This window comes from Sphingomonas sp. (assembly GCF_026460985.1).
GTDB lineage: Bacteria > Pseudomonadota > Alphaproteobacteria > Sphingomonadales > Sphingomonadaceae > Sphingomonas.
The window spans coordinates 77,965-101,003 of sequence record NZ_JAPKNM010000019.1 but is presented as its reverse complement, the minus strand read 5'-3'; the positions used below and the strand labels follow the sequence as shown (position 1 = coordinate 101,003).

Below are 23,039 nucleotides of genomic sequence, written 5' to 3'. Positions count from 1 at the left end.
GGGGGACCGCGCCATGCAGTGGCGTGGTGGAGGGGGGCCCCGCTCTCCTCATAGCAATGCGCTCGCGGATGGCGGGCCCCCTCCACCAGCCTGCGGCTGGTCCCCCTCCCCGTTCCGGGGAGGATTTGGTAGGACTCCCCATGCATCTGCGCGCCGAAGCCATTCTCCTCAGCGTCCGTGCGCATGGCGAGCATGGGGCGGTAGTGCGCGCGCTGACCGAAAGCGACGGGCTCCAGCCGGGCTATGTCCGCGGCGGGCGTTCGCGGGCGCTGCGGCCGGTGCTGCAGCCGTCCAACCTCATCCTCGGCGAATGGCGGTCGCGCACCGAGGAGCAGCTCGCGAGCCTCACCGTCGAATTGATCCACAGCCACGCGCCCCTGTTCGGCGAGCCGCTGCCCGCGGCGGCGCTGCAATGGGCGACGGCGCTCACCGCCGCAGCGTTGCCCGACGCCCAGCCCTATCCGCGGCTCTATTCGGCGCTGGACGGCGTGCTCTCGGCGATCGAGGCGGCGCCGGCCGCGCGGGGCTGGTCGGTGGCGCTGGTGCGCTACGAGCTGCTGCTGCTCGCCGAGCTCGGCTTCGGGCTCGACCTGGGGCGCTGCGCGGCGACGGGGCGCAACGACGATCTCGCGTTCGTGAGCCCGAAGAGCGGCGTCGCGGTGAGCCGCGTGGGCGCGGAGGGCTATGAGCGCCAGTTGCTGCGGCTGCCGCCCTTCCTGATCGCGGGCGGCGCGGCGGAATGGGACGACATCGTCGACGGGCTGCGGCTCACCGGCCATTTCCTCCAGCGCGACCTGCTGATCGGCAAGGGCGCCGAGATCGTCGCGGCGCGCGCGCGGCTGGTCGACCGGTTGATGCGGGCGGTTGCGTAACGGGGAAGGTGTGGGCAAAGCGGCGCCGAACTCCCCTCCCTGCGAGCAGGGAGGGGAAATATAGGGAAACTCAATGCCGCTGATTGCTGTACTGCCCGGCGACGGGATCGGGCCCGAAGTCACCACCCAGGCGCGCCGCGTGCTCGAGGCGCTCGATCTCGGGCTGCAGTTCGAGGAGGCGCCGGTCGGCGGCGCGGCCTATCTCGTATCGGGGCGGCCGCTTCCGCCTGAAACGCTGGCGCTGGCCAAGCGCGCCAATGCGGTGCTGTTCGGCGCGATCGGCGATCCGCGCTTCGAGGCGCTCGAACGGCAATTGCGCCCCGAGGCGGCGTTGCTCGGCATCCGGCGCGAGCTGGGGCTGTTCGCCAATCTCCGCCCGGCGACGCTGTTTCCCGGACTGGAGGACGCATCGCCGCTCAAGCCCGAGGTGGTCGCCAACCTAGACATCGTCATCGTCCGCGAGCTCACCGGCGACGTCTATTTCGGCGAGAAGGGCCGGCGCACCAACGTCGAAGGCCTGCGCCAGGGCTTCGACGTGATGAGCTATGACGAGGCCGAGGTCGAGCGCATCGCCCGGGTCGGCTTCGAGATGGCCAAGCGGCGCAAGAAGAAGCTCTGCTCGGTCGACAAGGCGAACGTGCTCGAGACCTCGCAGCTGTGGCGCGACGTGGTCAATGAAATGAGCACGCAATATCCTGAAATCGAATTGACGCACATGTATGTCGATAACGCCGCGATGCAGCTCGTCCGGCGCCCCAGTGAATTCGACGTGATCGTCACCGGCAACCTGTTCGGCGACATCCTCTCCGACCAGGCGAGCATGTGCGCGGGCTCGATCGGGATGCTCCCCTCCGCGTCGCTGCGCGCATGGAGCGGCGATAACGGCATGTACGAGCCGATCCACGGCAGCGCGCCCGACATCGCTGGGCAGGGCAAGGCCAATCCGTGCGCGGCGATCCTCTCGGCGGCGCTGCTGCTGCGGCACAGTCTGAGCGACGAGGCCTCGGCGCAGCGGATCGAGAAGGCCGTCGCGGGCGCGCTCGCCAAGGGTGCGCGGACCGCCGACCTGGGCGGCAGCCTGAGCACGACCGAGATGGGCGACGCGGTGCTGCGGGAGCTCGCGTGACGCCCGACCTGCTCGAGCTCGCGGTCGTCATCCCGACGTTCAACGAGCGGGCGAACGTGCCCGTTCTGATCGCGAAGCTCGACCAGGCGCTCGAAGGGCGCAACTGGGAAGCGATCTTCGTCGACGATGACAGCCCGGACGGCACCGCGCAGGCGGCGCGCGAGTTGGCGCGGCTCGACAAGCGCGTGCGGGTGATCCAGCGGATCGGGCGGCGCGGGCTCTCCTCGGCGTGCATCGAGGGCATGTGCGCGACCGCGGCGCCGTTCGTCGCGGTGATCGACGGCGACCTCCAGCATGACGAGACGATCCTGCCCGCGATGCTCGACGCGCTGGAAGGCGACGACAGCCTCGAGGTGGTGGTCGGCTCGCGTTTCGTCGCGGGCGGCGGCACCGGCGAATGGGACCGCGACCGCGTCGCCAAGTCCGCCTTCGCGACCAGGCTCTCGCGGCAGGTGCTCAAGGCCGATCTGAGCGATCCGATGAGTGGCTTCTTCATGATCCGCACCGAGATCGTGCGCGGCCTCGTCCCGACGCTGTCGGGGATCGGCTTCAAGATCCTGCTCGACATCATGACCGCGGCGCCGCACCCGCTCAAGTTCCGCGAGCTGCCCTATACCTTCCGCATCCGCACCGAGGGCGAGAGCAAGCTCGATCACGTCGTCGCGATGGAATATCTGATCGCGCTCTACGACCGGATGTTCGGCAAGGTCGTGCCGGTGCGGTTCGCGATGTTCTCGGCGATCGGCGCGCTGGGGGCGGCGATCCACTTCCTCGTGCTCGGCGTGCTGTTCCGGCTGTTGGGCCTGCCCTTCGTCACCGGCACGATCATCGCGACGATCGTGGCGATGACCTTCAACTTCTTCCTCAACAACGCGCTCACCTATCGCGGGCAGCGATTGAAGGGCGCGCGCGAACTGATCGGCGGCTGGGTGAGCTTCTGCCTGGTCTGCGCGGTGGGCGCGGCGGCGAATGTCGGCGTCTCGGCCTTCCTCCACAACGTCCAGCACGGCGACTGGCGCGCTTCGGCGCTGGCCGGGATCGCGGTGGCGGCGGTGTGGAACTTCGCGCTGTCGTCGCGCTTCACCTGGGGGCGGTATTAGAAAGGTCCCTCTCCCCTTGTGGGAGAGGGAGGGAGCCGACTTTAGTCGGCGGAAGGGTGAGGGGGAGTGAGACTCAATCCCCCTCATCCTTCCCACTCGCTTCGCGAGCGGGCCCCTTCCTTCTCCCACAGGGGGAGAAGGAGATTCGGCTCAAGGCCAGGTCGGGAACCACATCCATTTGCGGAAGCCCTGCGCGTCGACGAGCGGCGAGGCGGCGAGGATCGGGTAGAAATAGAGGAAGGCGACGATCGCGGCCGCGACGAACCATTCCTCGCGGCCCTTGTTGCGGCCTCGGTCGAAGTGATGGAAGGCGACGGCGAGCGCGAGGCACAGGAAGATCGCCGAGAGGTGGTAGTAATAATAGAAACCGAGCGACTTGGGGATGACGACGTAGATCGCCAGGCTGGCGATCCATAGCAGGGCCACCGCCAGCGGCCCGATCGCCCTTTCGCGAAGCCAGGCCCAGAGGCAGGCGAGCACCGCGACCAGCCCACCCCACATGATCACCGGGTTGCCGATCAGCAGCACGCCGCGCTGGGCGCCTTGGTCCCACTCATAGAAATACCAGATCGGCCGGATCATCAGCGGCCAGGTCCACCAGTCGGACTGGTAGGTGTGCTTGGCCAGCACCTGGGTCTGGAGCGCGTACATCTCCTTCTGGAGCGGGATCAGCCCGGCGAGGGTGAGCGGATCGCGTTCGTAGAAGAAGGCGGGGAAGAAGGTCGCGAAATAGGTGGCCATGCTCACCGCGCCGAGGATCAGCAGGCCGGGGATCGTCGCGAGGCCGGGCCAGTGCGGCTGGTCCGTGCCCGGGAAGGCGGATCTGAGCGGGCGCTTGGCCCGCCGCGCATCGCGGAGGCGGATGACGAGGAAGGCGCAGCCGGCGAGCGCGACATAGGGGATCGCCGCCCATTTGGTGCCGACCGCGAGGCCAAGCAGCACGCTCGCGCCGATCCAGCGGCGGCGGACCTGGACGGGGCTGCCCTTCATCGCCCAGAGCATCACCACCATCGCCCAGAGGAGGAAGGCGCCGAGGAAGATGTCGAGCATCGACGTGCGCGCCTGGACGTAGACGCTCTGGTTCACCGCGGTGAGCACCGCGCCAACGAGCGCGGCGCGCATCGAGCCGAGCAGTAGCCAGAGGAAGGCGAAGGCGCCGAGCACCGTCGCGGTGCCCGCGAGCGTGGTGAAGGCGCGCCATCCGAACGGATTGTCGCCGAACAATACGATCCCCGCCCCGATCAGCTCCTTGCCCACCAGGGGATGCTCGACGTTGCGCGGTCCTTCCAGGTCGAGCAGCGCATGCGCGGCGGGAACGTAATGGACCTCGTCGAACATGATCCGGCTCGGCCGGTCGAGATGGATCGTGAAGAGCAACTGGGCGGCGAGCCCCAGCAGTAGCGCGACGAGATACGGACGGGTCTGGAGAGCCTTGAGGCGATCGAGCATGGCGGGCTGGATAGCCTGTTGCTTCCCGGCCCGAAAGGGAGGGGGAGGTTGACGACAGCCGCTTCCCCCTTGCAAAGCGAAACCATGAAGCGTCGTACAGGTCAGGACCGTAGCGTCACCCGCAACTGGAAGCCCGCAACCCAGGCGATCCGCGGCGGCACGATGCGATCGGAATTCGGCGAGACCAGCGAGGCGCTCTTCCTCACCTCCGGCTATGCCTATGATTGCGCGGGCGACGCCGCGGCGCGGTTCGCGGGCGAGCAGCAGGGCATGACCTATTCGCGCCTCCAGAACCCGACGGTGCAGATGCTCGAGGAGCGGATCGCATTGCTCGAAGGCGCCGAGGCGTGCCGGACGATGGCGTCGGGCATGGCGGCGATGACCGCGGCTTTGCTCTGCCAGCTCGAAGCGGGCGACCATCTGGTCGGCGGGCGTGCCGCCTTCGGCTCGTGCCGCTGGCTGACCGACACCTTGCTGCCCAAGTTCGGGATCGAGACCACGATCGTCGACGCGCGCGATCCGCAGCAATTCGCGGACGCGGTCCGGCCGAACACCAAGGTCTTCTTCTTCGAGACCCCCGCCAACCCGACGATGGACGTGGTCGATCTCGAGGCGGTGTGCGGCATCGCGAAGGCGCGCGGGATCACGACGGTGGTCGACAATGCCTTCGCCACCCCCGCGCTCCAGCGGCCGATGGACTATGGCGCCGACGTCGTGGCCTATTCGGCGACCAAGATGATGGACGGGCAGGGACGCGTGCTCGCGGGCGCGGTCGCCGGCAGCGAGGATTTCATCAACAACACGCTGCTGCCCTTCACGCGCAACACCGGGCCGACGCTGAGCCCGTTCAACGCCTGGGTGGTGTTGAAGGGGCTCGAGACGCTCGACCTGCGCATCCGCCGGCAGAGCGCGAACGCGCTCAAGGTGGGGCGCTTCCTCGAAGGCCGCGTGCCCAGGATCAACTTCCCGGCGTTGCCCAGCCATCCGCAGCACAATCTGTTCACCCGGCAGATGGACGATGCCGGCCCGATCTTCTCGTTCGAGGTCGAGGGCCGCAGCCAGGCGCATGCGCTGCTCGACGCGCTCGAACTGATCGACATCTCGAACAATATCGGCGACTCGCGCTCGCTGATGACGCATCCTTCGTCGACGACGCATTCGGGCGTCGCCGAGGAGAAGAGGATCGAGATGGGCGTCACCGAAGGCATGCTGCGCCTCAATGTCGGGCTCGAGGATCCCGAGGACCTGATCGCCGATCTCGACCAGGCCCTGGGACGCGCCGGCCTGTGATGAAGGCGCTGTTCACCGACGAGGCCGAGACCCGCGGCATCGTGGTGCGCGTCTCCGTCTCCTATCTGCCCGAACAGTCCGAGCCGCAGCGCGGCCGCTGGTTCTGGGCCTATCATATCCGCATCGAGAACAATGGGCCGTTCACCGTCCAACTGCTCACCCGCCACTGGGTGATCACCGACGGGCGCGGCGCGCGGCATTCGGTGGAAGGCGAGGGCGTGGTGGGCGAGCAACCGATGATCGAGCCGGGCGCGAGCTTCGACTATGTCTCGGGCTGCCCGCTCTCGACGCCGACGGGATATATGCAGGGCAGCTATCACATGATCGGCGAGGACGGCGCGGCGTTCGACGTGGCGATCCCAAAATTCGCGCTGGTTGCGCCGGCGGTGACGGGATGATCAGGATGGACCGTCATCCCGGCGAAAGCCGGGACCGCGTGCCTCGGGCGTCGCGCTTGTGGCCTGAGGCCCCGGCTTTCGCCGGGGTGACGGCTTTTGAAAAGGGAGCGCGGGCATGAAGCGGACCCATCTCCCCCTCAACGGCCTGCGCGTGCTCGACGCTGCCGCGCGGCACCTTTCCTTCACCCGCGCCGCCGACGAGCTGGCGGTGACGCCCGCCGCGGTGGGCCAGCAGATCCGCGCGCTGGAGGACACTCTGGGCGTGGTGCTCTTCCGCCGCACGACCAAGGGGCTCGAGCTGACCCCCGAGGCCGAGGCGGGGCTCGCGGCGCTGCGCGCGGGGTTCCTCCAGTTCGAGGAATCGGTGCGCGCGATGCAGGCGGGGCAGTCGTCCAAGTCGCTGACCATCGCGGCGCCGCGCGACCTGACCGCCAAATGGCTGATGCCGCGGCTCGCCGAGATCGCGCGCGCCGACGGCGAATTGCGCTTCATGCTCGTGCCCGCCGACGAGGCGCTCGACTTCACCGAGGCCAATCTCGACCTCGCCATCCGCTGGGGCGAGGGCCCCGGCGAGCATGAGGGCGAGGCGCTGGAGAGCGACGGCATGGTCACCGTCGAGCGGCCGGGCGGCGGCGCCGACACGCCGATCGCCTGGGCCGGCTGCCTGGCCGAGGATGCGGGATCGCTGGTCCGCGTTGCCGATGCGGGGCTCGCGCTCGACGCGGCGGCCGAGGGGCTGGGCCGCGCGACGGTGCCCGAGCTCATCGCCCGCGCCGACATCGCCGCCGGGCGGGTGGTGACGCTGGGCGAGCCCAAATCGTCGCGGCTCGGCTATTGGCTGGTCGCGCCGCTGCCGCAATGGCGGCAGAAGAAGGTCAAGGCGCTGGTCGACGCGCTGGCATCGTGACGCCGCGCGATATCCCCGTGCTGGAGACCGCGCGACTGCGGCTGCGTCCGCGCAGCCCGGACGATGCCGAGGCGCTTCACCCGGCCTTCGCCGATCACGAGCTGATGCGCTGGTGGTCGAGCGGGCCGCACGATTCGATCGAGCAGACGCGTGCGGACCTGGCGAAGGAGGCGCCTGAATGGCGTACCTGGGCGATCACGCTGAAGGGCGACGACTTGGCGATCGGCTTCGTCGCGGCGGGCGAGAAGCGCCAGGGCAATGTCAGCGAGATCGGCTATATGCTGGCCCGGCCGCATTGGGGAGCCGGGATCGCCGCCGAAGCGGTCAGCTGCGTGATCGATCGGATCTTCGCCGAGGGGCAGCGCCGCGTCTTCGCCGATACCGATCCGGACAATGCGGCATCGCGCGGACTGCTCGAGAAGCTGGGCTTCAAGCTCGAAGGCGTGCTCCGCGCCGAATGGGAAACGCATATCGGCGTGCGCGACACGACGCTCTACGGCCTGCTGCGCGAGGATTGGCATGGCACCGCCTGACCTGAAGGACCCCGCCCAGTGCGCCGCCTACCGGCAGGAACTGCGCGGCGTGGCGCTGGGGTTGCGGCGGGCGGGCATCGGCCTGTCGCTGGCGGGCGCGCTGCTCGTGCTGGCACAGCGCAAGGGAATCGACGCCGTGCCGTTGTGGCTGGGCGTGGGCGTGCTCGGGATCGGCGTGCTGATCGTGATCGCCGCGATCTCGACGCGGACGGCGTACCATCGGCTGCGGATGCGGAGTTAGCGGACAAACTCCTTCTCCCCTTGTGGGAGAAGGAAGGGGCCCGTTCGATGAAATCGAGTGGGAAGGGTGAGGGGGACTGAGTCTCACTCCCCAGCATCAGGTCGCCCATGCCCCCGGCATGGGCTAAACAGCGCGGGGCGCTGTTTACCCGATGCTCCTTCCGCCGACTTCGTCGGCTCCCTCCCTCTCCCACAAGGGGAGAGGGAGAAGAGGCAATCGAGAACGGCCTCGCTGTTTGCGTGTTCGAGCTACGGCCCGGGCGCCGCCAGCTCCGCGGCACGCGTGATCAGGCTGGCGAAGCGCGCGTCCGTCACGGCCTGCGCCGGATCGTTCCAGCTGGCGGTGAGCACGTACCAATCCCCGGTCTTCGCCTCGAGCAGCAGCGTCATGTTGATCACGCCGGGCTCCGAGCCGCCCTTGTAGCCGACCCATTGCCACTTGCCGGCGGCGGCCGGCGGGATGCCGGAGCTCTTCGACAAGACCGCGCGCGCATCGGCGCCCTTGGGTCCTTCGGTGTTGCGCCGCAGCCAGTCCATCACGCGCACGAGATCGGCAGGCGACAGGAACCATTCGAGCTGCTCGATGAGCACCGGCTTGCCGTCGCGGAACAGACTCGGCTTGATCAGCAACATCGGCACGTTCGCGACTTCGCCTTCGAGCATGCGGCGGCGGCCGGCCTCGCCCTGCGCGAGATAGCGGCCGGCGAGGTCGTTCGCCTCGATCCCCTTCAGCTTGAACAGCTCGAGCGTGGCGAGGAAGGGGCGATTGCGCGCCGGATCCCTGACGCCGACCACCGGCAGCATCGCCTCGACCTTCTCGCGGCCCAGCGTCCTCAGCAGGATGTCGGTGGCGCTGTTGTCGCTGATCGAGATCATCTGCGTCGCGAGCTCGCGCAGGCTCACCTGCGTGCCCTTGGGCTTCCTCGTATAGCCGCCGCCGGGCAACTCGGATCCGTCGAGCGTGACCAGATCGTCCCATTTGCGCTCGCCGGCGTTGGTCGCGCGGACGAGCTCGGCGAGGATGACCAGCTTGAAGGCGGAGCCGATCGCGAAGGGGCGGTCCTCCTGGTGACGGAGGAGCAATTGGGGAGCGCCGCTGCCGAGCTTCGCGAAGGCGAGGCCAGTGTTGCCGTGGAGCGCGCGGAGCGCGGCGGCCACTTCGTCCAGGCTCTTCTCACGCCTGCTGATATTGGTGACGCGCAGACCCGAGACCTGGTGCGGCGCGGCGGCGTCGACCGCCATCGTCATGGTCACGACTGCATCGCGGTAATCGACTTCGAGCGTGCCGGCCCAGGGTGTGGCCATCGCCTCGATGCGCACGCCCGAGATCGGCCCGTTCGCGTCGCGCAGGCTGGCGGTGATCGGCTCGAACTTCTCGCGCGGGACGGCGGCGCGGAAGCCGGGCGAGAAGAAGCCGTCATAGCCGGCGGTGTCGGCAAGGAGCGTGGCAAGCTCCTTCGCGCGCGCTTCGAAGGCGGGCGCCGGCGCCACCGGCCCGGCCTGTACGGAGGGCGGCGTCTGCGCATGCGCGGTGGGCACGAGGGCGAGGAGGCAGGGCAGCAGGATGCGCATCGCGATATCTCCCTTGGAGGCGAGTGTAGCCGTCAGACTTCGCCGCGGTCGAGTGCGTCGATCATGCCCTGGAGGCGGTGCGCGGCGGCAAGGTTGAGGCGATGGATGCCCCAGAAGACCACCACGACCGGCAATGCCGTGAGGACCATCGCCAGAATCGCGGTCCAGAGCGGCCTGTGCTCGGCCGAGACGCGCAGGATCGCGAGCAGGAGCAGCAATATGCCGGGAACGGGCGGCGCGATGTACCAGCGCCACACGCTGGCGACCGCATCGCGCTGGGCGACGAGAGTCGCGCGGTAGAAGGCGAGGCTGGGGGCGCCGAGCGCGGCGTCGGGCGCCCTGGGACGGCGGCGCCACAGATTGCGCAGCACGACCAGCATGCCGAGGATGATCGCGGCGCAGCCGAGGCGGACGCCCCAATCGGGGATCTGGATCGCCGCAACGACGAACACGCTCGCGCCGAGCAGCCCGGCGACATATTCGATCGCGTCGCGCCGCCGGATGCGGCGGCGGAAGCGCGCATCGGCCCGGGCGAGCGCTTCCGCGTCGGGCGGCACGGCGTCGCGATGCTGCTGCGTCCAGAGGTCGGCAATGGGATCGGTCATGCCTTTTCTCCGGAATGGAAACGCTGCGCGAGCAACGCCTTGATGCGGTGGACCTTCACCGCGACGGTGCCCGCGGCGAGGCCGGTGACCTCGGCGATCACGCGCGCCTCGAGCCCTTCGAGATAGAGGAGGATCACTTCGCGGTCGGGTGGCTGGAGGCGGCGGATCAGCGCGTGGAGACGCTCGATCGTGCGGGCGTGGCCCACTTCGGCTTCGGGATCGTCCTCGGCCAGCAATTGTTCGTCGTCGAGCGCGACCAACCGCGCCTGGCGGGTGCCGCGCGCGACGTGGCTGGCCGCGACATTGTGCGCGACGCGATAGACCCAGGTCGCGAGCGCGCAGCGGCCGTCGAAGCCGGCGAGGCTGCGCCAGAGCGCGAGATGGATTTCCTGCTCGAGATCGCGAGCATGATCGGGATCGGCCTCGATCGAGCGGGCGAGGCGGGCGATCGCCGGCGCGTGCCGGGCGCCGGCTTCGGCATAGAGCGCGCCTTGGCTGTTCCGATCGCCCTGCATCGCGTGACACTTCCTCCCGTTCGCCTGTTTAGTCGGGCGCGAGGGAAGTTTCTTACAGCGCGATCGAAAGAAGGCTGACTTATCCTCCCCCGCCAGGGGGAGGTGTCGCCGAAGGCGACGGAGGGGGCGGTAAGCGACCCACTGGCCGTCGTGCTTCCTCCCCCTCCGTCATACTTCGCATGCCACCTCCCCCTGCCGGGGGAGGATTAGACTTGCCGGGTCAGGCGTCGATGACTTCCTCGTCGAGCCGCGCGGCATTTTCCTGGATGAAGGCGAAGCGGTGCGCCGGGTTGTTGCCCATCAGCCGGTCGACCAGGTCCTTCACGCCGGCGCGCTCCTCATATTCCTGCGGCAGCGTGACGCGCAGCAGCCCGCGCGTCGCCGGATCCATCGTGGTTTCCTTGAGCTGGTTGGGGTTCATCTCGCCCAGCCCCTTGAAGCGGCTGACCTCGACCTTCTTGCCCTTGAACGCGGTCTCCTCGATCTCGAGCCGGTGCGCGTCGTCGCGGGCGTAGAGGCTCTTCGAGCCCACGGTGAGGCGATAGAGCGGCGGCTGGGCGAGATAGAGGTGCCCGCGACGGACGAGATCGGGCATCTCCTGGAAGAAGAAGGTCATCAGCAGGGTAGCGATGTGCGCGCCGTCGACATCGGCGTCGGTCATGATGATGATGCGTTCGTAGCGCAGATTGGCGGGGTCGCAGTCCTTGCGCGTGCCGCAGCCCATCGCGAGGATCAGGTCGGCGATCTCCTGGTTGGCGAGGATCTTGGCCGAGGTCGCCGAGGCGACGTTGAGGATCTTGCCGCGGATGGGGAGGATCGCCTGCGTCTTGCGGTCGCGCGCCTGCTTGGCCGAGCCGCCGGCCGAATCGCCCTCGACGATGAACAATTCGGTGCCCTCGGGGCTGTCCGCGGCGCAATCGGTGAGCTTGCCGGGGAGGCGGAGCTTCCGCGCCGAAGTCGCGGTCTTGCGCTTGACCTCGCGTTCCTGCTTGCGGCGGAGGCGCTCGTCCATGCGATCGAGGACGTAGGAGAGCAGCGCCTTGCCGCGGTCCATATGGTCGGAGAGGAAATGGTCGAAATGGTCGCGTACCGCGCGCTCGACCAAAGCGGTCGCCTCGGGCGAGGTCAGCCGGTCCTTGGTCTGGGACTGGAATTGCGGCTCGCGGATGAACACCGAGAGCATCAGCTCGGAGCCGACCATCACGTCGTCGGCGGTGATGTCCTTGGCCTTTTTCTGGCCGACCAGCTCGCCGAAGGCGCGGATGCCGCGGGTGAGCGCCTGGCGGAGGCCTTGCTCGTGGCTGCCGCCATCGGGGGTCGGGATGGTGTTGCAATACCAGCTATAGCTGCCGTCGCTCCACAAGGGCCAGGCGACCGCCCATTCTACGCGGCCCTGATTCTCGCCGGGAAAGTCCTGCTGCCCGACGAAGAATTCGGCCGTGGCGCATTCGCGGGTGGCGATCTGCTCCTTCAAATGGTCGGCAAGGCCGCCGGGGAACTGGAACACCGCCTCGGGCGGCGTCTCGTCGGTGAGGAGCGAGGGATCGCACTTCCAGCGGATCTCGACGCCCGCGAAGAGATAGGCCTTGGAGCGCGCCAGCTTGTAGAGCCGGGCGGGCTTGAACTGCATCTCCCCGAAAATCTCGGTGTCGGGCGTGAACGCCACCGAGGTGCCGCGCCGGTTGGGAGTGCCGCCGAGATGCTCGAGCGGGCCGAGCGTCTGCCCCTGGCTGAATCGCTGGCGATAGAGCTGCTTGTCCCGCGCCACTTCGATGACGGTATCGACCGAGAGCGCGTTGACGACGCTGATGCCCACGCCGTGCAGGCCCCCGCTCGTCGCATAGGCCTTGCCCGAGAACTTGCCGCCCGAGTGGAGCATCGAGAGGATCACTTCGAGCGCGGACTTGTCCGGGAATTTCGGATGCGGATCGATCGGCATGCCGCGGCCGTTGTCGACGATCGTCAGCCGGTTGCCCGCCTCGAGCACGATCTCGATGCGGTTGGCGTGCCCCGCCACCGCTTCGTCCATCGCATTGTCGAGCACCTCGGCGGCGAGGTGATGGAGCGCGCGCTCGTCGGTGCCGCCGATATACATGCCCGGCCGCCGCCGGACGGGCTCGAGCCCTTCCAGCACTTCGATCGAGGAGGCGTCATAGGTGCCGGAGGGAACGCCCGGCGCGGCAAACAGGTCTTCAGACATGCAAGGGGTATAGGGTCACGCCGATTTGCGGCGCAAGGCATTGCGCGGGGCGGAGGCACGCCCTCTCGCCCGCAACAGGGCGATCTCACGCATCCCGCCGAGGATGCTGCCGATGCTCTGGGCATCGGAAGCGCGCGGTTCGCCAAGGTTCGACCATTCGCCGGGCTGTACGTACATGGCTGACGTCCTCCTTGCCTCGACCTCTAGCAGAAGGGAGGGAGGCGGAAAAGAACAAAAATGGAACACCAATGCTGCGCCGCCCGAAGGCGAGACGGCGGCAGCGGCACGGAACGCAGCAAAAGGGTGATGCATACCAACCCAGGTTAACGAATTGCCGGAGCCGGAAGCGTAAACTCCGTCAGAGCGGGGCCAGGAAGCAGCGATGGCCCCTTGGAGAGCAACGGCCCGAGTGTGCGCGCCTTCGCGGATGTTCCTCCGCCTCCGGCGCGCCGGAACCATGGGCTGCGTCGACGAGGTACGACCTTCCGCTTCCCAATCAGATGGAGGTCGACATGCAGATACGCGATTGCATGACGCGCGAGGTGCGCGTCGTGGGAACGGATACGACGCTGGCGCAGGCGGCGCGCGCCATGGCGGAAATCGATGCCGGGATACTCCCGGTCGCCGATAGCGACCGGCTGATCGGCATGGTCAGCGATCGCGACATCGCCATTCGCGGGATAGGCCATGGCCTCGGTCCGGACACCAGGATCGGCGAGGTGATGAGCGAGGAAGTGCTCTATTGCAGCGAAGACGACGACGTCGAGGACGTGCTCAACAACATGGCGGAAATCCAGGTCCGCCGGCTGCCGGTCATGAGCCGGGAGAAACGGCTGGTCGGGATCGTGTCGCTCAGCGACCTGAGAGGCGACGGCGGAGCGGCGCATATGGGGGACGTGCTCTGCGAAGTCGCGCGGCCCAGCACCCATCATTCGCAAATGTGACCAGCGGTGGCAGACGGGAATGGTCCTGGCCCTGGGGGGAGGCAAGGGCGGGACAAGAGGTTTCTGCGCTGCCGGTGAGGCCAAGTGGACCCCGGAACAGGTCCGGAGTGACGAGGTAGAGAGGGGGCGGCGGCACCCCTCGAATGGCGATCGCCCCGGAAACAGGGTCCGGGGCGATGCGAGGTTCAGGAGACTGGTCAGCGCACCCGCGGGCCGCCGAAGGGCAGCGGGGGCGGGGGGCGGCGATCACGGCGGGGCAACTGCGCCTGATAGGCATGACCGCAATGCGCGACGCAATAAGGGAAGCCGGGGTTCACCTTGTCGCCGCAGAAATGGAAATCGGGCTCGCCGGGATGGCCGAGCGGCCATTTGCAGATGCGGTCGTTGAGATCGAGCAGGCTGGTCTTGCCCGCGATCGCCTCGCTCGGCTTGGCCGGGACCAGGCGGCGCGGCGGCGCGGGGGCGATCGGCGCGGCCTGCTCGCCGGGATTCTGGCGGAGGAAGCCGCCAGGGCCGACCGAGCGGAGGACCGGTGCGCTCGGCTCGGGCCGGGGCTCGGGAGCGGCGGTCGGCGCGCTCGCGGGTTCGGCGGGCGCCCGCGGCGCGGCCGCTACCGGTGCCTTGGGCGCCGGTGCAGCAACTGGGGCCGGCTTGGGTGCGGGGGCCGCAGCCTCTACCTTGGGCTCGTTGGGCTTGACCGGCGACGGGCGCGACTGGAGGCCCAGCCGGTGCGCCTTGCCGATCACGGCGTTGCGCGACACGCCGCCGAGCTCCTCGGCGATCTGGGTGGCGGTCATGCCGCTGTCCCACATCTTCTTCAGCGTATCGATACGCTCTTCGGTCCAGCTCACGTCTCTTCCTTCAACTTGCGGGCGGCGCGGCCAGCGTTTACGCGAACACGCGATGAGCAGCCACTCCGAAACCGGTCATAGCCTCCCCGAGCCCGGCGTTCCGGTGATTCGCAACGTGAACTGGGGAGGATTGCGGACCCTCTATATCAAGGAGGTGCGCCGTTTCTTCAAGGTGCAGCTCCAGACGGTGTGGGCGCCGGCGGTCACGACCCTGTTGTTCCTCGTGATCTTCACCGTCGCGCTGGGCGGCGGCGGGCGCACGATCGAGCTGCAGGGGCACCCGGTCCACTTCGCCGATTTCATCGCGCCGGGGCTGATCGTGATGGGCATGCTCCAGAACGCCTTCGCCAATGCGAGCTTCTCGCTGCTCGTCGGCAAGATCCAGGGGACGATCGTCGACTATCTGATGCCGCCGCTCTCGACCGGCGAAGTGCTCGCGGCCTTGTGCGGCGGATCGGTGACGCGCGCCTTCTGCGTCGGCGCTACCGTCTGGCTGGCGATGGCGCTGTGGCCGGGCGTCGACGTGACGCCGCGGCATTTCTGGGCGATCCTGTGGTTCGGCTTCCTCGGCGCGCTGTTCCTCTCGCTGCTGGGGGTGCTCACGTCGATCTGGGCGGAGAAGTTCGATCACGCCGCGGCGGTGACCAACTTCGTGGTGGCGCCGCTGTCTTTGCTCTCGGGCACCTTCTACTCGGTCGACAAGCTCTCGCCGGTCTTCCAGACGATCAGCCACCTCAACCCGTTCTTCTACATCATCTCGGGCTTCCGCTACGGCTTCCTCGGAGTCGCGGATTCGCCGATCCTGACCGGCAGCCTCATCATCCTCGCGCTCGACGCGGTGCTGGGGCTGTTCTGCTACTGGCTGCTGCGCAAGGGCTGGAACCTCAAGAACTGAGCGGCATGGCGGCAGGGCATGACCCCCGGCCAAAGGAATATTGACGCGGGTGTGGCGCTGCTCCTAAACACCCGCTCCGGGCGGTCCGGTTGGCCGCCCTTTTGCGTTTCTGGAGTTCCACCCAGCTTTTCTCGACCGAGGAGGACCGTTCCAATGCCTATCACCCCGCTCATGCCCGTCTATCCGCGGTGCGGTGTGCGGCCGGTGCGAGGCGAGGGCGTCTACCTCTATGGGGAGCGCGGCGAGCAGTATCTCGATTTCGCCGCGGGGATCGCGGTCAACGCGCTGGGCCATGGCCACCCGCATCTGACCAAGGCGATCCAGGAGCAGGCGGCGACGCTGATGCACGTCTCCAACCTGTACGGTAGCCCGCAGGGCGAGGCGTTCGCGCAGCGGATCGTCGACAATTGCTTCGCCGATACGGTGTTCTTCACCAATTCGGGCGTCGAGGCGATCGAGTGCGCGATCAAGACCGCGCGCCGCTATCACTATGTCAACGGCAACCCGCAGCGGCACAAGCTGATCACTTTCCGCAACGCCTTTCACGGGCGCTCGCTGGGTGCGATCAGCGCGACCGACCAGCCCAAGATGCGCGACGGCTTCGAGCCGCTGCTGCCGGGCTTCGACTATGCGAAGTTCAACGATCTCGAAGGCGCACTCGCGCTGATCGACGACGAGACCGCGGGCTTCCTGGTGGAAACGGTGCAGGGTGAAGGCGGGATGACCGCCGGCACGATGGAGTTCATCCAGGGCCTGCGCAAGGCATGCGACGCGCACGGCCTGCTGCTGATCCTCGACGAGATCCAGTGCGGTTACGGGCGCACCGGCAAGTTCTTCGCCTATGAGCATTACGGGATCACCCCGGACATCATGACGGTGGCCAAGGGCATCGGCGGCGGCTTCCCGCTCGGCGCCTGTCTCGCGACCGAGGAAGCGGCCAAGGGCATGGTGATCGGCACTCACGGCACCACTTATGGCGGCAATCCGCTGGCGATGGCGGCGGGGCAGGCGGTGCTCGACGTGATGCTCGAGCCCGGCTTCTTCGAACATGTCGCCAAGATGGGCGATCGGCTGCGCCAGGCGTTCGAGCAGATGATTCCCAATCACGATCACCTGTTCGAGGAGATCCGCGGCAAGGGGCTGATGCTCGGCATCAAGCTCAAGGAGCCCGCGGCGGCGCGCGATTTCGTGGCCCATCTGCGCGACAATCACGGGCTGCTGACCGTGGCGGCGGGCGAGAACGTGTTCCGCGTGCTGCCGCCCTTGGTGATCGACGAGAACCATATCGCCGAATGCGTCGAGCGGCTGAGCGCGGGCGCGCGCAGCTATGCGCCGCCGAGCGATGATTGAGATGATCCTCCCCGGAACGGGGAGGTGGCAACGCGCAGCGTTGACGGAGGGGGCTCTCCACCGGGTCAATCGCGTGGGGAGGGCCCCCTCCACCACGCCACTTCGTGGCGCGGTCCCCCTCCCCGTGCCGGGGAGGATTTAAGATGCGCCATTTCCTTGATCTTTCGGACGCCGGCGCCACCGGCGTGCAAGCGATGCTCGACGACGCCGTCGCCCGCAAGGCCGCGCGCCATGGCTGGCCCAAAGGCAAGGCCGATGCCGACGCGCCGCTTGCCGGCCATGTCCTCGCGATGATCTTCGAGAAGAACTCGACGCGCACCCGCGTCTCGTTCGACATGGCGATCCGCCAGCTGGGCGGCACGAGCATCGTGATGGACGCAGGCAGCATGCAACTCGGCCGCGGCGAGAGCATCGCCGACACCGCGCGCGTGCTCTCGGGCTATTGCGACGCGATCATGATCCGCACCGACGATCACGCGAAGGTGGTCGAGATGGCCGAATATGCCAGCGTGCCGGTGATCAACGGACTCACCGACGCCTCGCATCCCTGCCAGATCATGGCCGACCTGCTGACGATCCTCGAGAGCGGGCGCGCGCTGCCCGGGCTCAAGGTCGCCTGGCTGGGCGACGGCAACAACGTTCTTGCCTCGATCATGGAAGCGGGCGGGCTGATGGACTTCGACGTGGTCGCCGCCTGCCCCCAGGGTTTCCAACCCAGCGACGCGGACGTCGCGCGCGGGCGGGGCCGGGCGCGCGTCGTCGGCACCGCGAAGGAAGCGGCGGAGGGCGCCGACGTGATCGTCACCGATACCTGGATCTCGATGGGCCAGGCGCATGCCGAGACCAAGCTCGCGGCGATGATGCCCTTCCAGGTGACCGAGGAACTGATGACCGCGGCCAGGCCGGGCGCCGCCTTCCTCCACTGCCTGCCCGCGCATCGCGGCGAGGAAGTGGTCGACGCGGTGATCGACGGCCCGCAGTCGCTGATCTGGCCCGAGGCCGAGAACCGGCTGCACGCGCAGAAGTCGATCCTGCGCTGGTGCTTCGGGCAGATCGGCTGAGTTGAAGCCGCGGCACCGGCCACTATCTTAGCGTCATCCCCGCGAAAGCGGGGACCCATCTCCTCAGCCCTCCTCTTGCATCACCGCCGACGTAATTCGCGGCGTCTGCACGAGATGGGTTCCCGCTTTCGCGGGAATGACGAAGGAAAGACCGTGACTGCTACCGCCCCCACCACCGACCTCGATCGCGTCGTCGGCTTCACCATTCCCGACCGCCATGCCCGCGGCCGCGTTGCGCGGCTGGGGCCGGTGCTCGACGAGATCCTGTCGGCGCACGCCTATCCGCCGGTGATCGAGAAGCTCCTCGCCGAGGCGCTGACGCTGACCGCGCTACTCGGGGCGACGCTGAAGGATGCCGAAGGGCAGATGACGCTCCAGGCGCAGACCCAGGGCGGGATCGTCGGCCTGCTGGTCTGCGACTATCAGGGCGGCAAGTTGCGCGGCTATGTCCAGTTCGACGCCGAGCGGCTCGCCACGCTGGGTGCGAACCCGTCGCTCTACGCGCTGTTCAACAAGGGCTATCTCGCGGTCACTTTCGATCAGGTACTGACCAAGGATCGCTATCAGGGCATCGTGCCGCTCGACGGCGCGTCGCTCGGTGCGGCGGCGGAGAGCTATTTCCTGCAGTCCGAGCAGATCCCCAGCCTCGTGCGGCTCGGGGTCGAGCGCGGGGCGGACGGCAAGCTGATCGCGGGAGGCCTCTTCCTCCAGCATCTGCCCGATGGCGAGGCGGGGCGCGAGCGGCTGCACGCGCGGCTCGACCATCCCGAATGGCAGCATGTCGAGGCGCTCGCCTCGACCATGGGCGCCGACGAACTCGCCGACGCCGGGATTCCGCTCGAGAACCTCGTCTGGCGGCTGTTCAACGAGGAGTCCGAGGTGCGGCTGCTGAGCGGGGTCGAACTGGCGCGGGGGTGCCGGTGCGACGCGGGGTACATCACGCAGGTGCTCGCCAAGTTCCCGGCCGAAGAGCGCGCGGCGATGGCCGACGAAAACGGCACGATCAGCGTGGATTGTTCCTTCTGTTCCAAGAAGTTCCCCGTGCAACTTGATGATTTTGTTTCGTCGCCGTTGTAATCGCCGCACGGGTTTCCATATCTTTCCCGGACCGGGGCGCACGATTCGTTGGGGCGCCGGAAAGTGCCGCCCGGCCGGGGAGTTGTTATGGTGTTGAAGCGTCTCGTGCGCCCGGCGGTTGCGGGTGCGTTGCTCTTGTTCGGTACCGCGGGCGCGACCGCCCAGCGCGGTCCCGTGCCGAATGCGCTCGGCGGGATCGAGCGCGGCCAGTGGCAATTGAAGTCCGCCGATGGCGGCGTGCGGGGGCTGTGCCTCGGCAATCCCGCCGCGATGCTCCAGATCATGCATGGCAACACGCAGTGCGAGCATTTCGTGATGGAGAACACGCCGCGATCGGCGACGATCCGCTATACCTGCCCGAGCCACGGCCATGGCCGCACCACCATCTCGGTCGATACGCCGCGCGTGGTGAATATCGAGACGCAAGGCGTGGCGAACGGCGCACCTTTCTCCGAACGCTTCGAGGCGCGGCGGGTCGGCACCTGCGGCTGAAAGCGGTGACGGTTCGTTAACCTCGATCGATTAGCTTCGTCGCTGCTCCTCATGAGCATTTCCTCTCTGGCAACATTCCCCAACTGGGCCGCCTCGGCGGCCCATTTTGATTCATGGCGCGAAAGCGGCTAGCGGCACCCAATGACCGACAGCGTAGCGATTGCCCTGATCTCGGGCGGGTTGGATTCGATGGTCTCGGCCGCGCGGGCGCGCGAGGACGGGCATCGCCTGCTCGCGCTCTCGATCGACTATAACCAGCGTCATCAGGTCGAACTCGCCGCCGCGCGCCGCATCGCGCAGAAGCTCGGTGCCGAGCGGCACGTCGTGCTCCCGCTCGATCTGCGCGCGTTCGGCGGCTCGGCGCTCACCGCCGAGATCGACGTGCCCAAGGCCGGTGTGGGCGACGACATCCCGGTCACCTATGTGCCCGCGCGCAACACGATCTTCCTGAGCCTCGCGCTCGGCTGGGCCGAGGCCGCCGGCGCGCGCGACATCTATATCGGCGTCAACGCGCTCGATTATTCGGGCTATCCCGATTGCCGGCCCGAGTTCATCGCGGGGTTCGAGAAGCTTGCCGAGCTCGCCACCAAGGCCGGAGTGGAGGGCGAGCCCTTCCATATCCGCGCGCCGCTCCAGGACATGACCAAGGCGGATATCGTGCGCGAGGGGCTTCGGCTGGGGCTCGACCTGGGGATGAGCTGGTCGTGCTACGATCCCGCGCCGGGCGGGGTGCATTGCGGGCTGTGCGACAGCTGCCGCCTGCGCGCCAAGGGTTTCGAGGAGGCCGGCGTTCCCGATCCGACGGGCTACGCGGCGGCCCCATGAGGTACGCCGTCAAGGAGATGTTCCTCACGCTCCAGGGCGAGGGCGTGAATGCCGGCGCGCGCGCGGTGTTCGTGCGCTTCGCCGGATGCAACCTCTGGTCGGGCCGCGAACAGGATCGCGCAGGCGCGGTGTGCAGCTTCTGCGACACCGATTTCGTCGGCACCGACGGGCTGGGCGGAGGCAAGTTCGCCGATGCGGGGGCGCTGGCGGACGCCGTGGTCGGGCATTGGGGTCCGGAGACCGGGCGCCGCTTCGTGGTGCTGACCGGAGGCGAGCCGATGCTGCAGGTCGACGACGCGCTGGTCGACGCGCTCCACGCACGCGGCTTCCGCATCGCGATCGAGAGCAACGGCACCTTGCCCGCGCACCCCGGCATCGACTGGGTGTGCATCAGCCCCAAGGCCGGGAGCGTGGTGGTCCAGCGTTCGGGCGACGAGCTCAAACTGGTCTGGCCGCAGCCGGGCACCGATGTCGAGGCGCTGGAAAGCTGGGATTTCCGCAATTTCCTCGTCCAGCCGATGGACAGCGCGGAGGGCGAGGCGAACATCCGCGCGGCGGTCGCGCTGGCGATGGAACGGCCGAAATGGCGGCTGTCGCTCCAGACGCACAAGTTGCTGGGATTGCGCTGAGGCGGGTTGCTGGCCTGCGTCGGCTATTGGTGGGAAACGGTCGCCTCGTTCTCTAGCCCCTCCCCTTCAGGGGAGGGGTTGGGGTGGGGCAGTGCCTCAGGCGCCGCGCTCGTGGATAGGCCCCACCCCCAACCCCTCCCCTGAAGGGGAGGGGCTTGATGGCGGCAACTGGCGCCAGCCTATCGCGTCGCGAGCACCAACGCGCCGCACTTCTTCGCCTGGTAGGTGCCCTTGCGCCAGCATTTGTCGTTGCCGAAGGGCGGCAGCGGCGCGTAGGTCAGCGAATTATAGTCGATCGTCCGGCGGAACTGCTCGCCCCATGAGGCGAGGCTGTTGCGCAGTTCGCGCATCCGCTCCTGCGCGAGGTCGCCAAAATCGCCGCGTTTCCTGAACAGCGCATCATGGCCGATTGCGGCAGCGGTCTGGCAGAAAGATAGCTGGCCAGAGACAGTCGAAAAGCCCGAATAGACGCGGGTCCCGAACTTGTCGAGTTCGGTTTGGCCGGCCTTTTTCGTGTTGTTCGAACGAATGAAATATTTCTCAAGCGTTCCATAAGATTCACGCAGTTCGACTTCGTGATCTTTGAGGAGCGCATTGTAGTTGCTGACCGTCAGAAGCGTCGGCTCGAACTGGCACTGGAGCGCCGCCACGTTGAGTGCGGCGCGAAGGTTCCACACCAGGGCGGCACGGAGCTCGGCGGGCGTGGCGCCCGGCAGGGCAGGGCCGGTCATGCCCGGCTCGGCGCCGGTCACGCGGCCGCCTGACAGGTTGGCGGGCTTCAGGAAGAACTGCGCCGATGCCGGTGCGGCGATGAACAAGCCGGCCGTCACGGCCAGCGCGGAAACGATACGCGGAACGAGCATCACGCCCTCTTTTGGCTGGTCCCACGCGTGGTTAAGGCCTTTCGACTCCGCGCCCAAGCCCTTTTTTCGCTGGTTTTCCGCGCCCCAACGGAAAAGGGCCGCCCGGTCTCCCGGACGGCCCCTATCAAAACACGCTGACGCGCGATGATTACATCGCGTTGGTCGTGGTGGTGTTCTCGGTGACCGTGGTGTTGGCCTCGGCACCGGCGTTGTCCAGCGGAGCGGCCGCGTCGATGTTGGTGACCATCGTGTCGGTGGTCGTCACGTTCTCGGTCGGGAGGACCTCGGTGGTGTTGGTGACGTTGGTCGCCGACTCGTTGCTGGTGCACGCCGAGGCCAGAAGGGCCGCACCGGCGATCATCGAACCCGCAACGATCTTGGAAAGGACTGCACGCATGTAAAAGCTCCCTAGATAGTGGATTTGGACAGCGGATACGCCGTTAATACCCAAACCGCGATGGACATTAGTCGGTTTGGAACAAGCCCTCAAGACTCGATTTGACCTTCAGGCACTCAGAGCGGCCAAAAATGGCAAAAATGTGGCGGACAGCGCTGAATCGAACCGGTCGCTTGTAATGGGAGTCCCAAGCGCGGCGGCGCTGGTGACGGGGAATTCGGCGATGCCGCAGGGAACGATCCCGGTGAAGTGACTGAGATCGGGCGACAGATTCACCGCGAAGCCGTGGAGCGTCACCCATTGCCGGATCCGCACGCCGATCGCGCCGATCTTGGCCTCGCGTCCCGCCTGGTCGAGCGTCCAGATGCCGATCCGGCCGGGTGCGCGGAACGCCTCTATCCCGCATTCGCCCAGCGCGGCGATCACCCAGCCTTCGAGTGCATGGACGTAGCAGCGCACGTCGCGGCGGCGCTGGCGCAGATCGAGCACGACATAGCCGATGCGCTGTCCGGGGCCGTGATAGGTATAGCGGCCGCCGCGGCCGGTGCGGTGCACGGGGAAGCGCGGGTCGAGCAGCTCGCCCGCGTCGGTGGCGCTGGTGCCGGCGGTGTAGACCGGCGGGTGTTCGAGCAGCCATACCAGCTCGCGCGCCTCGCCCCGCGTCACCGCGGCGGCGCGTGCTTCCATCGCGGCCAGGGCCTCGGCATAGTCGATCTGACCGGGCTCGACGCGCCATTCGATATCGGATGTCATGCCGCGCGATTGCGCCGTCGCGGGCGTTTGCGCAAGCATTGGCAATGCGTCGGGCCCCGGCTAACAGGGAGTCACGGGAGCCAATGGGGAATGCG

General features: G+C 67.8%; 26 protein-coding genes. 16 read left to right on the top strand and 10 right to left on the bottom strand.

Annotated features, from left to right (window positions below; translation table 11 throughout):
• Positions 1–140: 140 nt before the first annotated feature.
• From recO to MT490_RS04270, 3 genes are all read left to right on the top strand, one after another.
• The gene (gene recO / locus MT490_RS04280) at positions 141–872 is read left to right on the top strand and encodes a DNA repair protein RecO (protein WP_297384580.1); all 732 of its coding nucleotides are present in this window, start codon (positions 141–143) and stop codon (positions 870–872) included.
• A gap of 73 nt (positions 873–945) precedes the next feature.
• On the top strand, positions 946–1,998 hold the full coding sequence (gene leuB / locus MT490_RS04275) for a 3-isopropylmalate dehydrogenase (RefSeq protein ID WP_297384578.1): 1,053 nt from the start codon (positions 946–948) through the stop codon (positions 1,996–1,998).
• Positions 1,995–3,098 carry a glycosyltransferase family 2 protein gene (locus tag MT490_RS04270; protein WP_297384577.1) on the top strand — a complete coding sequence of 368 codons (1,104 nt, stop codon included), beginning with the start codon at positions 1,995–1,997 and terminating at the stop codon, positions 3,096–3,098. Before leuB ends, MT490_RS04270 begins: the two co-directional genes overlap by 4 nt.
• Before the next feature lie 150 nt (positions 3,099–3,248).
• Here the strand turns inward: MT490_RS04270 and MT490_RS04265 are convergent, their stop codons facing one another.
• Positions 3,249–4,547 (bottom strand): phospholipid carrier-dependent glycosyltransferase, encoded by a 1,299-nt coding sequence (locus MT490_RS04265; protein WP_297384575.1) that lies wholly within the window; start codon positions 4,545–4,547, stop codon positions 3,249–3,251.
• An 84-nt stretch (positions 4,548–4,631) separates the two neighbouring features.
• On the opposite strand from MT490_RS04265, the gene MT490_RS04260 reads away from it, so the two are divergent.
• From MT490_RS04260 to MT490_RS04240, 5 genes are all read left to right on the top strand, one after another.
• Positions 4,632–5,837, top strand: a complete 1,206-nt coding sequence (locus MT490_RS04260) for an aminotransferase class I/II-fold pyridoxal phosphate-dependent enzyme (RefSeq protein ID WP_297384574.1) — start codon at positions 4,632–4,634, stop codon at positions 5,835–5,837.
• Entirely contained in the window at positions 5,837–6,235 is a 399-nt protein-coding gene (gene apaG / locus MT490_RS04255) for a Co2+/Mg2+ efflux protein ApaG (RefSeq protein ID WP_297384595.1), read from the top strand. The genes MT490_RS04260 and apaG overlap by 1 nt, the downstream gene beginning before the upstream one ends.
• Positions 6,236–6,350: 115 nt before the next feature.
• On the top strand, positions 6,351–7,142 hold the full coding sequence (locus MT490_RS04250) for a LysR family transcriptional regulator (protein ID WP_297384572.1): 792 nt from the start codon (positions 6,351–6,353) through the stop codon (positions 7,140–7,142).
• Positions 7,139–7,675, top strand: coding sequence for a GNAT family protein (locus MT490_RS04245; protein WP_297384570.1), 537 nt, complete (start codon positions 7,139–7,141; stop codon positions 7,673–7,675). The genes MT490_RS04250 and MT490_RS04245 overlap by 4 nt, the downstream gene beginning before the upstream one ends.
• Complete coding sequence (locus MT490_RS04240) at positions 7,662–7,916, top strand: hypothetical protein (protein WP_297384569.1); 255 nt, start codon at positions 7,662–7,664, stop codon at positions 7,914–7,916. Before MT490_RS04245 ends, MT490_RS04240 begins: the two co-directional genes overlap by 14 nt.
• 248 nt (positions 7,917–8,164) lie before the next feature.
• Here the strand turns inward: MT490_RS04240 and MT490_RS04235 are convergent, their stop codons facing one another.
• From MT490_RS04235 to MT490_RS04215, 5 genes are all read right to left on the bottom strand, one after another.
• Positions 8,165–9,487 (bottom strand): serine hydrolase, encoded by a 1,323-nt coding sequence (locus tag MT490_RS04235; protein ID WP_297384568.1) that lies wholly within the window; start codon positions 9,485–9,487, stop codon positions 8,165–8,167.
• 32 nt (positions 9,488–9,519) lie between these two features.
• Positions 9,520–10,092 (bottom strand): hypothetical protein, encoded by a 573-nt coding sequence (locus MT490_RS04230; protein ID WP_297384566.1) that lies wholly within the window; start codon positions 10,090–10,092, stop codon positions 9,520–9,522.
• A complete protein-coding gene (locus MT490_RS04225) occupies positions 10,089–10,607 on the bottom strand; it encodes a sigma-70 family RNA polymerase sigma factor (RefSeq protein WP_297384564.1) in 519 nt (172 codons plus the stop codon). The genes MT490_RS04230 and MT490_RS04225 overlap by 4 nt, the downstream gene beginning before the upstream one ends.
• A 220-nt stretch (positions 10,608–10,827) precedes the next feature.
• Positions 10,828–12,807, bottom strand: a complete 1,980-nt coding sequence (gene parE / locus MT490_RS04220) for a DNA topoisomerase IV subunit B (RefSeq protein ID WP_297384563.1) — start codon at positions 12,805–12,807, stop codon at positions 10,828–10,830.
• 15 nt (positions 12,808–12,822) lie between these two features.
• Complete coding sequence (locus tag MT490_RS04215) at positions 12,823–12,984, bottom strand: hypothetical protein (RefSeq protein ID WP_297384560.1); 162 nt, start codon at positions 12,982–12,984, stop codon at positions 12,823–12,825.
• A gap of 335 nt (positions 12,985–13,319) precedes the next feature.
• Here MT490_RS04215 and MT490_RS04210 point away from each other — a divergent pair, with 335 nt between their 5' ends.
• Positions 13,320–13,751, top strand: a complete 432-nt coding sequence (locus MT490_RS04210) for a CBS domain-containing protein (protein WP_297384559.1) — start codon at positions 13,320–13,322, stop codon at positions 13,749–13,751.
• Positions 13,752–13,948: 197 nt separating this feature from the next.
• Here the strand turns inward: MT490_RS04210 and MT490_RS04205 are convergent, their stop codons facing one another.
• On the bottom strand, positions 13,949–14,602 hold the full coding sequence (locus MT490_RS04205) for a GcrA family cell cycle regulator (protein WP_297384556.1): 654 nt from the start codon (positions 14,600–14,602) through the stop codon (positions 13,949–13,951).
• Between the two features lie 52 nt (positions 14,603–14,654).
• Between MT490_RS04205 and MT490_RS04200 the strand changes: the two genes are divergently transcribed.
• The 7 genes from MT490_RS04200 (at position 14,655) to queE (ending at position 20,931) form a co-directional block, all read left to right on the top strand.
• A complete protein-coding gene (locus MT490_RS04200; RefSeq protein WP_297384554.1) occupies positions 14,655–15,497 on the top strand; it encodes an ABC transporter permease in 843 nt (280 codons plus the stop codon).
• Between the two features lie 153 nt (positions 15,498–15,650).
• Positions 15,651–16,847, top strand: a complete 1,197-nt coding sequence (locus MT490_RS04195) for an aspartate aminotransferase family protein (RefSeq protein WP_297384552.1) — start codon at positions 15,651–15,653, stop codon at positions 16,845–16,847.
• Positions 16,848–16,990: 143 nt separating this feature from the next.
• Positions 16,991–17,908, top strand: coding sequence for an ornithine carbamoyltransferase (argF, locus tag MT490_RS04190; protein WP_297384550.1), 918 nt, complete (start codon positions 16,991–16,993; stop codon positions 17,906–17,908).
• A gap of 153 nt (positions 17,909–18,061) precedes the next feature.
• The gene (locus MT490_RS04185) at positions 18,062–18,985 is read left to right on the top strand and encodes an Hsp33 family molecular chaperone HslO (protein ID WP_297384548.1); all 924 of its coding nucleotides are present in this window, start codon (positions 18,062–18,064) and stop codon (positions 18,983–18,985) included.
• Between the two features lie 90 nt (positions 18,986–19,075).
• Entirely contained in the window at positions 19,076–19,477 is a 402-nt protein-coding gene (locus MT490_RS04180; RefSeq protein ID WP_297384546.1) for a hypothetical protein, read from the top strand.
• Positions 19,478–19,618: 141 nt separating this feature from the next.
• Positions 19,619–20,302 carry a 7-cyano-7-deazaguanine synthase QueC gene (gene queC / locus MT490_RS04175; protein WP_297384544.1) on the top strand — a complete coding sequence of 228 codons (684 nt, stop codon included), beginning with the start codon at positions 19,619–19,621 and terminating at the stop codon, positions 20,300–20,302.
• Positions 20,299–20,931 (top strand): 7-carboxy-7-deazaguanine synthase, encoded by a 633-nt coding sequence (queE, locus tag MT490_RS04170; protein WP_297384542.1) that lies wholly within the window; start codon positions 20,299–20,301, stop codon positions 20,929–20,931. The genes queC and queE overlap by 4 nt, the downstream gene beginning before the upstream one ends.
• Before the next feature lie 179 nt (positions 20,932–21,110).
• Here the strand turns inward: queE and MT490_RS04165 are convergent, their stop codons facing one another.
• The 3 genes from MT490_RS04165 to lipB all read right to left on the bottom strand — a co-directional run bounded on the left by MT490_RS04165 (position 21,111) and on the right by lipB (position 22,944).
• Positions 21,111–21,851 carry a hypothetical protein gene (locus MT490_RS04165; RefSeq protein WP_363321724.1) on the bottom strand — a complete coding sequence of 247 codons (741 nt, stop codon included), beginning with the start codon at positions 21,849–21,851 and terminating at the stop codon, positions 21,111–21,113.
• Positions 21,852–21,942: 91 nt separating this feature from the next.
• Entirely contained in the window at positions 21,943–22,191 is a 249-nt protein-coding gene (locus MT490_RS04160) for a hypothetical protein (RefSeq protein WP_297384540.1), read from the bottom strand.
• A 108-nt stretch (positions 22,192–22,299) separates the two neighbouring features.
• The gene (lipB, locus tag MT490_RS04155) at positions 22,300–22,944 is read right to left on the bottom strand and encodes a lipoyl(octanoyl) transferase LipB (RefSeq protein WP_297384538.1); all 645 of its coding nucleotides are present in this window, start codon (positions 22,942–22,944) and stop codon (positions 22,300–22,302) included.
• Between the last annotated feature and the right edge of the window lie 95 nt (positions 22,945–23,039).